11 protein-coding genes are annotated in these 11,683 nt (G+C 69.2%); 5 read left to right on the top strand and 6 right to left on the bottom strand.

All coding sequences use genetic code 11. The features are described from left to right. Window positions 1-279: 279 nt before the first annotated feature. The 5 genes from ACLF3M_RS16575 (at window position 280) to ACLF3M_RS16555 (ending at window position 4,659) form a co-directional block, all read left to right on the top strand. Window positions 280-828, top strand: coding sequence for a hypothetical protein (locus ACLF3M_RS16575; protein ID WP_430658056.1), 549 nt, complete (start codon window positions 280-282; stop codon window positions 826-828). Window positions 829-860: 32 nt separating this feature from the next. Continuing rightward, window positions 861-1,379 carry a hypothetical protein gene (locus tag ACLF3M_RS16570; protein WP_430658055.1) on the top strand — a complete coding sequence of 173 codons (519 nt, stop codon included), beginning with the start codon at window positions 861-863 and terminating at the stop codon, window positions 1,377-1,379. Then, complete coding sequence (locus ACLF3M_RS16565) at window positions 1,379-2,758, top strand: lysozyme inhibitor LprI family protein (protein WP_430658054.1); 1,380 nt, start codon at window positions 1,379-1,381, stop codon at window positions 2,756-2,758. The genes ACLF3M_RS16570 and ACLF3M_RS16565 overlap by 1 nt, the downstream gene beginning before the upstream one ends. Before the next feature lie 213 nt (window positions 2,759-2,971). After that, window positions 2,972-3,742 carry a histidine phosphatase family protein gene (locus ACLF3M_RS16560; protein ID WP_430658053.1) on the top strand — a complete coding sequence of 257 codons (771 nt, stop codon included), beginning with the start codon at window positions 2,972-2,974 and terminating at the stop codon, window positions 3,740-3,742. 29 nt (window positions 3,743-3,771) lie between these two features. Continuing rightward, a complete protein-coding gene (locus ACLF3M_RS16555) occupies window positions 3,772-4,659 on the top strand; it encodes an NAD(P)H-hydrate dehydratase (RefSeq protein ID WP_430658052.1) in 888 nt (295 codons plus the stop codon). A 160-nt stretch (window positions 4,660-4,819) separates the two neighbouring features. Here the strand turns inward: ACLF3M_RS16555 and ACLF3M_RS16550 are convergent, their stop codons facing one another. The 6 genes from ACLF3M_RS16550 to ACLF3M_RS16525 form a co-directional block, all read right to left on the bottom strand. Then, complete coding sequence (locus ACLF3M_RS16550; protein WP_430658051.1) at window positions 4,820-4,951, bottom strand: hypothetical protein; 132 nt, start codon at window positions 4,949-4,951, stop codon at window positions 4,820-4,822. A 277-nt stretch (window positions 4,952-5,228) separates the two neighbouring features. Then, window positions 5,229-5,903, bottom strand: a complete 675-nt coding sequence (locus tag ACLF3M_RS16545; protein ID WP_430658050.1) for an RraA family protein — start codon at window positions 5,901-5,903, stop codon at window positions 5,229-5,231. Window positions 5,904-5,916: 13 nt separating this feature from the next. Continuing rightward, a complete protein-coding gene (locus tag ACLF3M_RS16540) occupies window positions 5,917-6,888 on the bottom strand; it encodes a Bug family tripartite tricarboxylate transporter substrate binding protein (RefSeq protein WP_430658049.1) in 972 nt (323 codons plus the stop codon). Between the two features lie 269 nt (window positions 6,889-7,157). Then, window positions 7,158-8,483: a murein transglycosylase A gene (mltA, locus tag ACLF3M_RS16535; protein ID WP_430658048.1), complete on the bottom strand. Its 1,326-nt coding sequence runs from the start codon at window positions 8,481-8,483 to the stop codon at window positions 7,158-7,160. Between the two features lie 1,269 nt (window positions 8,484-9,752). Continuing rightward, entirely contained in the window at window positions 9,753-10,364 is a 612-nt protein-coding gene (locus tag ACLF3M_RS16530; protein ID WP_430658047.1) for a hypothetical protein, read from the bottom strand. A gap of 27 nt (window positions 10,365-10,391) precedes the next feature. Further along, entirely contained in the window at window positions 10,392-11,204 is an 813-nt protein-coding gene (locus ACLF3M_RS16525) for a hypothetical protein (protein ID WP_430658046.1), read from the bottom strand. Window positions 11,205-11,683: the final 479 nt, after the last annotated feature.

Below are 11,683 nucleotides of genomic sequence, written 5' to 3'. Positions count from 1 at the left end.
CGATAAGATCGAGCGGGGTACGTCGGCAGCTTGTTGCGGCTGACGTTGCTGGCGCTGGGCGTCGTCGAGACAATCCTGGCCGGGCGGCATTCCGACAGCCTGTCACTGCGATAGAGTGCCGCTTGATGACGCAGGCGGCAGCCGGGCGGAACACGGCGGTGGTGCCAGTCTTCGCCGCCCGTCTGTCACGCGTGAAACACGACGCGACATCCGGATGAAATATTGGCGTGCAAAGCTCCGTCTCGCTTCGAGCAAGCGCACTTGCAGCGGGAGGTCCAGATGGGCGTCGACGAAGCAAGATCTCATCCGATTCGGCGTCGTGCGCTGATCCTCGGGACAGCAGCCGCGCTTGTTGCCGGGCGTGCTGCTGCCCAGCAGGGCGGCAAGCCCATCGCTGCCCCGTCGAGTGCCGGCGATCCCGCGACGTTCGTGCGTGACCTCTATTCGATGCACCTGGCGGCCTTCACCAGCAGCGGCTCTGGCTCCGGCGCGCTCGGCCGAGCGACGCTCGATCGCGTCTTCGCGCCGGACCTTGCAAGGGCGATTCGGCGCGACGATGCGCAGGCACGGCGCGCGGGCGTGATGCCGGAGCTCGACTTCGACCCGATCACCGACTCGCAGGATCCTGACGTCCACGGTCTCGCCATTCGGCTGCTCGGCACTGGCGAGCGCCGTGCGACGGTGGAGGCGCGCTTTCGGCAGGGTGGCACCCGCATGACGGTGCTGCACTACGAACTTATCGCCACGAATGCGGGCTGGCGTGTGGTCGAGATCGCGCGTCCGGGCCCGGATGGCTGGTCGCTGCGCCGTATCCTGCACGCGGGATGACCGCCGTGCGGAGAGGAGGAGAGGAGGACACCATGACCCGTCGCATCGCACTTGCCGCCCTGCTTGGCGCAGCAAGCCTCGCCGCCGCGGCTCCGGCCAGTGCGCAGGGCTACCGCAACCCCGGCGCCGACGGGACCTGGGCGGAGCGGAGCTGGGTCAATCCCTACACCGGTGGCGCCTTCAATAACGGCACAAGTATGCTGCTCGACGTCATGCGCAACAACCAGCAGCGCCTCGACGCGATCGCGCGCCCGGGCAGCCGCGCTGGAGGTGTAATGCCGCAGGCGAGCGCGGCGTCGAGCGACCCGTCCTTCCGGCTGACGAACCGGGCCTCGATCAGCATCGCCCGCATCTTTGTATCGCCTTCGCAGGTGGATGACTGGGGAGCGGATCGGCTCGGTACCGCCGTGCTCGGTGCAGGGCAGTCCCTCATCATCCACCTGCCTGCGGGCCTTTGCGTGAACGACGTGCGCGTCGTCTTCGCCACCGGACAGACGCTCGAGCGGCGGCGCGTCAACACCTGCGCTCTCACCGACATGGCCTTCCCCTGATGCACAAGCCGATCACGCGCCTTCTCGCCGGCGCAGTGCTCGCCTGCGCCGCGCTTGCGGCCACGCCGCCCAGCCAAGCGGCCAGCTTCGACTGCGCCGCCGCGCGCGCACCGGCCGAGCGGATGATCTGCGCCTCGCCGGAGCTCGATACGCTCGATTTGCGGCTGGCCGAGCTGTATCGCCGCGCCATCGAGTCCGCTCCCTGGCGTCGAGCCTTGAGGGAGGCGCAACGGATCTGGCTCACTGGCCCTCGTGATGCCGCGGCGGCAATGGGCGGCCCGCCGGCGCTCGCGGCGGAGTACCGCACGCGCGTCGCGGCGCTCGAGGGCGAGCTGGCCCGCGCCACCGCCCCCGGCACCCTTCAGCCCGAGGCCGCGCGCGCGCGCGGCCCGGCCTGCCTGCTGCCGATGCCTGTCGCGATAACGCCTGAGCCGGCCTGCCGCGTGCGCGAGAGCGGGTCGCTGCCCATCGTTGCCGGCCAGCGCTTCACCTACGCCGTCTACGACTACGGGGAGGAGACCCGGCCCGAGGGGAGCGGCGTGCTCGTCTTCGGCGAGGGCGCCCTCCCCGGGCGGCTTCGCCTGCTCATCGCGGATCTGCATCCCGATGCTCGCTGCGAGACGCCGCGCGTGATCGGCTCGAGTGGCCGGGCGGTGCTGCAGGTCCCGTGCGTCAACGCCGGCACCCAGGCCGCAAATGACGAGAGCGTCTTCGGGTGGAATGAAGGCGAGTGGCGCGAGCTCGATGTGCGCTCCTGGCGGCGCGAGTTCCTGGCGCGGGTGCCCCGCGACCTCTCCGTCCGGCGCGGCGTCTATCCGGACTACGGCAGCATGACTGCGCGCAGCCCGCTCTGGGGCGCTGGCGACGGCGATTGCTGCGCCGCGCATGGCAGCATCGAGGCGGACCTCGCCTGGAATGGCGACCGGCTCGCCATGCGCGCGGTCCGCGTCCTGTCGCAGACTGCGTCCGCCCCGCGGGACAGGGGCGACCTGATGCCCATCCTCGCACGCCTGCCCGACCCCTCGAGCCTCGCCCGCCATCCGGCCGTGCGGGAGGCGCTCGCGGGAAGCCTCGGGCCGGACGGCGCGCGTCAGATTGCTGAACGCCTGGCGGGGCCGAGCGGGGGGCTGGACGTGGTCGCGGGACGCTGGGTGGCCGGATCGGCGTGCATGCCTCATGCCTGTAGCGTGGAGGAGACCTTCCTCGCCTACGACACACGCAGTGGCACGGCCCTCGTGGCGTCCCTACGCGACGGCAAGGCGGAGATTCTCACGCCGTCCCCGCCCTGGCCCGCCGAGCTCGTGGACCGGGTTCATAGCTGGGCTCCTGGCGCAGCTACGCTTTTGGGGCTCGCAGCCAGCACCAAGCCGAGGGGTTGAGCAGGCCAGGCTGGCCGCACCTCGCGACCACGGTCCCAAGCCGCGGCGCGGACCCGGAAATCAGCCCGGTGACGTGCGTCAGCTGATAGACCTCCTGACGCCACGGTCAGCCGCTCGGCCAGGGCGTTGATCAACGGATTGTTCGACGGCTCATCCGCTCGTTCGCACGTTTGGATCCGGTCCTGGTCCAGTCCCGAAAGGAGTTCCGTCCGCATGCCCCAGCAGCACTGGCCCGGGCGGCTGTGGATCGTTCGCCATGGCGAAAGCAGCGGCAATGTCGCGCGTGACGCTGCACAGGCGGCGCGGCTCACACACATCGATACCGGGGCGGCGCGCGACGTGGACGTGCCGCTCAGTGATCTCGGGGTAAGGCAATCGCGTGCGCTCGGCCGCTGGTTTGGCGCCATGCCTGCGGAAATCCGGCCCGAGGTCGTTTTCGCCTCTCCCTATCGGCGTGCGCAGCAGACGGCGGCCCTGGTCAGAGAGGCTGGCGGATTCGCGCCAGATGCCTGCCCCGTCGTCGCCGATGAGCGACTGCGCGAGAAGGAGTTCGGCATCCTCGACCGCCTGACGCGCTTGGGTATCGAGCAGCACCATCCCGAGCAGGCCGAGTTCCGTCGAACCCTCGGCAAGTTCTACCATCGCCCACCGGGTGGTGAGAGCTGGTGCGACGTGATCCTTCGGCTGCGCAGCGCGCTCGACAGCATCGCGCTCCACCACGGCGGCGCGCGCGTGTTGATCGTTGCGCACCAAGTTGTGGTGCTGTGCCTGCGCTACCTCATCGAGAACATGACCGAGGAGGAAATCCTGGCCATTGACGCCGAGGGCGACGTGGCGAATTGCGGGGTGACGGAATACCACTTTGACCCTGCGACAGGCCGGAATGGATCGTTGGTGCTCCGCGCCTACAACTTCGTCGCGCCACTCGAGGAGCAGGGCACGCCGGTGACGCATCAAGCCGACGCTCCCGCCGGTGCGCGATGAGCACGAGCCCTACGGCGGTCTCGGCCGAAATGCTGCAGGCGCTGCCCCTGCCGCAGCACCGGGACAGTGACGACAAGGACGCGCGGGGCGCCGTGCTCGTCATTGCCGGCAGCGTCGAGGTGCCGGGCGCTGCGCTGCTCGCCGGCTTGGCCGCCCTGCGCGCCGGTGCGGGGAAGCTGCAGATCGCAACCTGCCGCAGCGTGGCGCCGGGTCTCGCGGTCGCCGTGCCGGAAGCTCGCGTGACCGGGCTGGAGGAGACGACCGGCGGAGAGATCGCGGCCGGAGAAGCGGATCGGCTGGCCGAGCAGATCCGGAACTGCGACGCGGTCCTGCTGGGCCCGGGCATGATGGACGGCGACACCGCGTTCTCGCTGACGAGCGGGATCCTCGAGCGATGCACCGGGGCGGGCGTACCTTTCGTGCTGGACGCCGCCGCGCTGCATGGCCTGCTGGACTGCCGCGAGACGTTGCGAGCCGAAAGCCTGGCCGGACGCGTTGTCATCACGCCGCACGCCGGCGAAATGGCAACGCTGCTGGGCGTGACGCGGGAAGCCGTCCTGGCGGACCGCCTGGGCGCGGCACGCGAGGCAGCGTCGCGCCTGCAGCTCATCGTCGCGATGAAAGGGGGCGCCACCTTCGTCGTGACGCCGCAGGGGCAGGCCTGGACCTACAGCAGTGCAAATGTCGGCCTCGCGACCTCCGGTTCGGGCGATACGCTCGCCGGGATCGTAGCCGGCCTACTGGCTCGGGGCGCGACGCCCGTCACGGCAACGCTCTGGGGCGTCTTTCTGCACGGCGAGGCAGGCGCCAAGCTGGCGCGCAGCCAAGGTCCCGTCGGGTTCCTCGCAAGGGAGCTGCTGGCAGAAATCCCGTCGATCATGGCGCACTGCCAAAGGCAGCGATCCAGTCGAGAGTAAGACGGGTTCGGTCCTCAGCAATACGGCTGAGCTGGGCTACGCGCCTGTCCTGGTCATCTTGAGGCCGTGTTCGAGCGCCTCCGGTTGGGTGGCCAGGGCGGAAGCTGTTAGATGCCCGCACGAATCGGCGGCAACCAGTCTCCCGGACGCTGGCAAGGAACTATCCGCATGCTGCGCAGGTCATCAGCCCGCGCCGCTCGCGCGCCCGCTCGACGGCGTAGCCGCATCGCAGGCAGTTCGCGCCGTCGTCGTTCGGATCGAACGGATCCGCGATGCGGCGGGCCGGTGCCATGGCAGGCTGCTTGCGAGGACGCCCTGGGCCGCGGCGGGCTGTCACGGCGGGCTCCGGGTCAGGAACGGCAGGCGTGGCCTCGTCAGAATGCACCGAGGGCGACCGCATCACGCCGCCACAAGTATTGCGGTCGGGGTGCCGCTCGCGATCCGGCATCTGCCTGGTCGCAAGGGAGCCGACGGGTGTCACGCTGCCCCGGCTGCTGAACGATGATATTGGCGGAAAGCGGAAGCGGCACGACCCAGGCTGGCACCCAGAACAGCCGCGACCAGTCATCTTAGTTCCTCGTCACGCCCTTGCTGATCAGCGTTTTTCCGACCCAGCTGCGGTCCGCATCGTCATTTTCGATCGATCTGATGATGTCGTGCTCCTTGCGCGAATGCTCCTCGGCGGCGGCAACGACCGCCCCCGCATCCTCGCGCGGGATCACGACCACGCCGTCGAGGTCCGCAGCGATCAAGTCGCCCGGCATCACGACTAGACCACCGCACGAGACTGGATAACCGATCTCGCCGGGACCGTCCTTGTAGGGCCCATTTGGTGTCGCGCCGCGCGCCCAGACACCGAGATCAAGGTGTGACAGGCCATCGACGTCGCGAATCGCGCCATCGACAATAATCGCCGCGATACCACGCCGCACCGCATGGCGCGCCATGATGTCACCCATGATGGCAGTGCCGAGATCGCCGCCCGCATCGCACACCACAACGTCGCCGGGGTGAGCCAGGTCCAACGCCTCGTGCAGCATCAGATTGTCGCCGGCCCTGGCGCGCACCGTGAAGGCAGGACCCGCCAGGGCCTTGCGCCCGCCATAGGCGAGGAAGCCACCACGCATCGCCTGCATGCGGTTCACGACGTCGCCGATATTGGCCGCCGGCACCGCGGCTGCGCGTGCGCAGAGCTCTGATTCGACACGCGTGATCTCCGCCTTGATTCTGAACCCGACCGTCATCGATGCTCTCCGTTCACTCTGCGGTAATGTGTGCGTTGCGCACGATCGCCGTCCAATTGCTGATTTCGGCTCGCACGAAGTTGGCGAACTCGTCGGGCCCTGCATAGAAGACCTCGTTGCCGAGCGGCTCTAGGCGCTGAACCGTCTGGGGATCATCCACGGCCGAGCGCGCCGCATCGTTCAGCCGCGTCAGGATTGGCGTCGGCGTGCCGGCAGGCGCGAACAATCCACTCCAGGTGGACATCTCAAAGCCAGGCAGCGTCTCGGCTACGGCGGGGACATCCGGCATCGTCGGCCGGCGGGTCGGCGCGCAGGTTGCCAGCAGCCGCAGCCGCCCCTGGCTGACCAGGGGCAAAGCCGACGTCGAGGTATCGAACATCAGCTGGATCTCGTTCGCCAACAGCGCCGCTGTGGCGGGGGAGGTGCTGCGGAACGGCACCATCAGGATGTCCACGCCCGCAGCGGCCTTGAACATCTCGCCCGCCAGGTGGGTCGAGGTGCCATTGCCGCCATGGCCGTAGGCGAGAGCACCCGGCCGCGCTTTCGCTAGAGCGACCAGCTCAGCGACGTTGTGCGCTGGCAGATCAGGGTGCGCGACGAGGACGTTGTAGCCGGTGGAAACGCGTGTGACCGGCGCGAAATCACGCAACGGATCGTAGCTCAGTCGCGCTCCGTACATCGGCACGTTCACCGCATGCGTGGTGACCGAACCCATCAGGATCGTGTATCCGTCGGGTGCCGCCCGTGCAACCACCTCCGACCCAATGATGCCGGAAGCGCCCGCACGGTTCTCCACCACGACGGCCTGGCCGAGTTCCTGCTGCATGCGCGCAGCCATAATCCGCGCCAGCACGTCCGTCGCGCCGCCCGGGGCGAACGGCACGACCATGCGGATAGCCTTGCTCGGCCAAGCCGCCTGCGCAACGGCCGGTCGCGCGAGACCTATGGCAGCAACAGCGGTGAAACGACGACGCGTGACCTTCATGTCTGGTTTCCTCCTGAGCGCACCGGTACCGGCTTTGCCTGACTGCAGCCCTTGCAGCGTTCCTGACGCACGTCGTACCTGCTCTCGTTTGGCGCTGACGCCTGATTTTCGGCACTCTGGGCTGACACCCGCTGCATGAGACAGCCACCAACATCATGCCCTGACGCCATTGCCGGACGATGCGAGGCGATCCTCATGATGCGCGTCGATCTGGCTCGCGTGAAGGCGCGGGCTCGGGCGTCCATAGTCGCAGACTGGAACTGTGAGGCCTAACGCGAGTCGGCGGTGTTGACCGGCGCCGGGCGCGGCAGCAGGACGAAGACCTCGTTCTCCTCGCGCATGCGGCCGGCGCGCTCGCCGGCCTCATGGCCCCAGCCCCAGAAGAAGTCGGTCCGCGCCGGGCCGCGGATCGCGCCGCCGGTATCCTGCGCAACCACAAGGCGTCCTGCCGGCGGCGCGTCCCGCCGCGCGGTGGGGTCGCGCAGGTGCACCCACATCGGCAGGCCGAGCGGGATGAACGCCCGGTCCACCGCAACGCTGCGTTGAGGCGTCAACGGCACACCCATGGCGCCGATCGGCCCCTGGTCCGGCGTCAGCCCGTCCACCAGGCGGAAGAACACGTAGGACGGGTTGGCGCGGAAGACCTCGACGGTGCGAGCGTAGCCCGCCATGGCGAACCAGGCGCGCAGCGCCTGCATCGACATCTGGTCACGCGCGATGTCGCCCCGGTCGATCAGCACGCGCCCGATCGATACATACGGCCGCCCGTTCTGCCCGGCATAGCCGACGCGGAGCAGCTCGCCGTCCGGCAGGACGACGCGACCTGAGCCCTGGATGTGAAGGAAGAAGGCATCGGTCGGGTCGTCCACCCAGAGCAGCTCCAGCCCCCGGCCCGACAGTGCGCCGTTGTCGATCGCGGCACGGTCGAAGAAGGGCTCCATCCGCCCATCCCGCAGCATCCCAAACTGACGGCGCAGCGGGTTGCCGTTCACCGGCGTTTCGACCAGCTCCGGCGGCCGGGCGTAGAGCGGCGTTCGGAAAGCCTCGTCGGGTTCAAGCGCGCCGCGCAGGACGGGCTCGTAGTAGCCGGTCATGATCCCGGGGCCGGCTGAGAACGGCTCGAACCGCGCCTCGATGAAGTCGCGCACCGCCTGGTTCTTCGCCGCGATCCAGGCGGCGACACGGCGGTCGTATGCGCGCCCCTGGCCGGGGCGCGGCGGCCGCGGCAGCGCGCGCTCGAGAAGCCGCATGTCGGCGCAGAGCGTGGTCCAGGAAGCTGCGGTGCCGGCCCTCAGCGCGGCGTCCCCCGTGCCGCCGAGCGGCGCCTCCGGCCGCATCGGGCGGAGCGCGGCGCAACTCACCTGTACCACCGGCAGGATCTCGGCATGGGCATCCGAAGCCCAGCCCGGCAGGTCCTCGAACGCGACGGCGCGCAGCAGCGGAGGCGGCAATGGGCCAACCACGTCCTGGGGCGCAGCCTCGGGGGCGGGCGAAGGGCCGCCATGCTGCGCCGCCGCCGGCCGCGCCAGCGCAACCCAGCTCACAGCGAGAGCAGCGGCGACGAGCGCGCGGCCGGAGGGCAGTACCTTCGACATGCGTGGCGATTACCCAACACGCGCCGGCCGTCTGGCCTTCCTGGCCGCCGCGCCCGGACCCTATCGGTGATCCCTCGACCCTTGCAACGGGCGCGTCCTTTCCGCCCTGACTATCCCCGCTGCCCTCGCAGGGTGAGCCTTGAACGTCTGGGAGATAGCGTGCGCCGTAGCGACGCCGGGCCATGGGGATGCGAAGGACGGGTTTGGGTCGAACTCAGCTGTACCGACGGATGCTCCAGGGGATCCGGTGTCCGTCGTCTGCACCGGTATCAGCCACACCACGCGCACGTCATCAGCCCGCGCTTCTCCCGCGCCGGCTCGACAGTGTAGCCGCAGCGCAGGCAGTTCGCGCCGGCGTCGTTCGCATCGAACGGACCGGCGACGCGCCTGGCCTGCGCGATGGCCGTCTGCTTGCGAGGTCGCCCAGGGCCGCGGCGAGGCGCGACGGGCTTCGGGTCGAGAACGGGGGGCGAGGCCTCGGCCGCAGGCACCGACGGCGACCTCGGCGGCATCACGTGGAAGGTCGGCAAGACGGGCGCCGCCACAGCGGGCTTCGGCGCGTCCGGGAAGGGGGGCGGGGAAGCCGTCGTCCCAGGACGCGGCGCGGACCCCCGAAGGACGGCGCGCGGGACGGGTCGGCCTGGCGGCTGGGGCGCCGGGACATGCACGACCTCGACGGTCCTGCTGCCCTTAGTGCCATGGGCGCCGCGCTTGGGAATGCTGCGTTGCTCGTGGCGCTCGGCGGCAGGAGACTTGTCGTCGCGGAAGCGGGCGAAGACGCGGTCGATCTCAGACATGAGTCTCCAGATGATCAGTCGCTTGCGCCTCGGCAAGCGGTTCGCCACTCGGCTTGGGGGCGAGAGAGAGAGTTCGTGCGGCGGGACTGCCCGAGCAGTCAGAAGCCCGAATGGCGCGACTAGGGTCCGCCAAAAACGATTCGCGATCAACGACTTAAGCTTGAGGATAAAATCGGCCAACCCTCAAGGTTCGGAGACTCTCCGCTATCTGCGGCCCGATTTCCACGGTGATTCCGACCTCGAACCATCAAGGTCTACGCGCAAACCTCGCCCAAACCTGGGCTTCAGCGCCATGCGCCGCCGAGGAGAGACAGGTTTTGCGAGAGCCGATTGGAGCAGCAGTGGGAACCGGGGAACGAATGTCTCTGGGCGTTTGCCGCTCGACTGCCGCCGAGCTCACGTGACCGCTTTCGGGACAGTAAGGCCAGGCGGTTTGCCGGACGCGCCCGCCAACGCAGCCCTGCCGGCCCACTCAGCGGCCCAGATTCGACGACGGCCCGGCGGAGCTGGCGACCAGTATTGCACGGATCTGCCGGGCCGACACGCACGGTTCAAGATGCCCGCCAGACCGGCCCGAAGAGTCGCTAACGCGGCCGAAGACGTCGGGCCGCAGAAGGTACAGCGCGGTGAGGTCGTCCCAGAGGGAGGTCTGGTTTACCGCCTCCGGGTTGTGCAGCATCAGCTGCCCAAGGCGATTTGGCAGCGGGTGCGATACGGCGCTGAAGGCCAGCGCCATCTCGGCGTTCGGCGTGAAGGCATACACTCTCTGACCCGCAGGATCTCGCCCCGGCTCGGCTGCGCCGCACGTACTGGCCCCCTGCGGGATATCAACCCAATCGGCCCGCTGCTCCCGCCGGTTCAGGCGCGCGAAGGCCGCCTCGCAAGCCGTGTAGTCGTATCGGCAGTTCCATCCGTCAGGCTGGCCGCGCGCTTCATCGTCAGGGAATGGGCTGCCCTGGGCGACCACCTGGACCAGCCGATCCTCAATCACATGATGATAGAGCACGAACGACGACCAAGGGCCGATCGCCAGTAGCGCGAGCCGTTCACAACCGGCTGTCAGGCGCTCGACCTCCGTTGCCACAGGCGGCGGTGAGGGGACGGTCGGTCATCAGCGCAGGCCCATCAGTTCGAGGGTGCCGGTAAAGGTGCCGGCCGGCGCGCCGGCGCTGCCGGTAAAGATCCGCAGCGCGTTGGTCACCGCGCCCGCCGTACACCAGCCGCCGTAGCCGCCGTTGTAGAGCGTGGTCGCGTCCACGCAGACGAAGCTCGATCGGTAATTGGCGGCGCGTGACGCCGTGCCGGGGTCGATGTCGATCTCCGCGTTCAGCGCGGCCGCCCCGCCGCCGGAGACGTTGTTGCTGATCTTGCCGAGGCCGAGGTTTGCGCCGGGGTCGCCGCCGAAGGTCGACGTGGCGGCATTCCAGATGCCGCCAGCGTAGGAGTAGGACGCGCCGGTCACGAAGCTCGACCCGCCATCGGTCGAAAACCGGATGTGCAGGTTTCGCACCGCGTCGGAGGTGACGTTGATCAGCCGCAGCTTGAAGGCGCGGAAGGCGCCCGGCAGCAGGAAGTCGGCCTGCGCCACGGAGGAGACGACGCGCGGGGCTTCGACCATCACGTGAGCCACCCGGGTCATGGAGAGCGCGCCATAGACCCGCACGGCGCCCGTGAAGTTCAGCCGAGCCGTGGTGCCGGCGCTGTTCTCGATAACTGTTGTCCGCTGCAGCGTGTTGGGGCTGCCGGCGGCGATAACGCCGATGCCGTACTCGTACTGGGTGCCGTCATCGATGACGTAGTCCACGGTCGCGCCCGAGCCGAACACCGCGACAAAGCCCCTCCGCCCGCTCGCGGGCCCGGCGAGGTTGATGGTGGTCGCGGTGCCGGGGTTGTTCGCGGTCTCCTGGACGAAGTTCGCGAGCATCGATCAGAGCCTCTCGGTGATGGTGGCGGACCAGCGGCCCCGCAAAGACCAGCGGGATGCGGAGCAGCGCCTCGGGGTTGGTGGGGTCTGCGATATCCACCCGGGCGTAGCGGCCGGCCTGCGCGGTGGAGAGGAGCAGGATGGATTGGCCGTACCGGCGCGGTGCCCGAGCGGAGTGCCTCCATGCGCACCGCATTCGGCGACATCTCCAGCTCCTCGGTGATCAGGCCGAGGTTGGGGACGAAGTTTCGGGCGCGGGCGCCGGTAGACCACACCACCTCGACGGTGCGCGCGGTGCAGTCGACGCTGACGGGTGCGGTGATCGCGCGGTGCGCCACCATCGACACGGCGAGCGTATGCGGTGCGGGGGCTGCCCCGCCCGGGTCGGCAATGTCGCTCATCGGGGGTCAAGCTCCGTAGCCAAGCGCCTGCTCAGCGGCAGGTCCCAGCGCTCATGTCAAAGTGGAAGTCGTCGGTGC

Source organism: Falsiroseomonas sp. HW251, assembly GCF_050563545.1.
Lineage (GTDB): Bacteria > Pseudomonadota > Alphaproteobacteria > Acetobacterales > Acetobacteraceae > Falsiroseomonas.
The sequence above is the reverse complement of the archived record's forward strand: the minus strand, read 5'-3'. Positions and strand labels throughout refer to the sequence as shown.

What these genes read in the sequence shown, in the direction of transcription:
- ACLF3M_RS16550 (WP_430658051.1), bottom strand. Translation starts at nt 4,951, where the DNA reads ATGGCACCGGCCCGCCGCATCGCGGATCCGTTCGATCCGAACGACGAC.
- ACLF3M_RS16540 (WP_430658049.1), bottom strand. Translation starts at nt 6,888, where the DNA reads ATGAAGGTCACGCGTCGTCGTTTCACCGCTGTTGCTGCCATAGGTCTC.
- ACLF3M_RS16545 (WP_430658050.1), bottom strand. Translation starts at nt 5,903, where the DNA reads ATGACGGTCGGGTTCAGAATCAAGGCGGAGATCACGCGTGTCGAATCA.
- ACLF3M_RS16570 (WP_430658055.1), top strand. Translation starts at nt 861, where the DNA reads ATGACCCGTCGCATCGCACTTGCCGCCCTGCTTGGCGCAGCAAGCCTC.
- ACLF3M_RS16560 (WP_430658053.1), top strand. Translation starts at nt 2,972, where the DNA reads ATGCCCCAGCAGCACTGGCCCGGGCGGCTGTGGATCGTTCGCCATGGC.
- mltA (WP_430658048.1), bottom strand. Translation starts at nt 8,483, where the DNA reads ATGTCGAAGGTACTGCCCTCCGGCCGCGCGCTCGTCGCCGCTGCTCTC.
- ACLF3M_RS16525 (WP_430658046.1), bottom strand. Translation starts at nt 11,204, where the DNA reads ATGCTCGCGAACTTCGTCCAGGAGACCGCGAACAACCCCGGCACCGCG.
- ACLF3M_RS16575 (WP_430658056.1), top strand. Translation starts at nt 280, where the DNA reads ATGGGCGTCGACGAAGCAAGATCTCATCCGATTCGGCGTCGTGCGCTG.
- ACLF3M_RS16555 (WP_430658052.1), top strand. Translation starts at nt 3,772, where the DNA reads ATGCTGCAGGCGCTGCCCCTGCCGCAGCACCGGGACAGTGACGACAAG.
- ACLF3M_RS16565 (WP_430658054.1), top strand. Translation starts at nt 1,379, where the DNA reads ATGCACAAGCCGATCACGCGCCTTCTCGCCGGCGCAGTGCTCGCCTGC.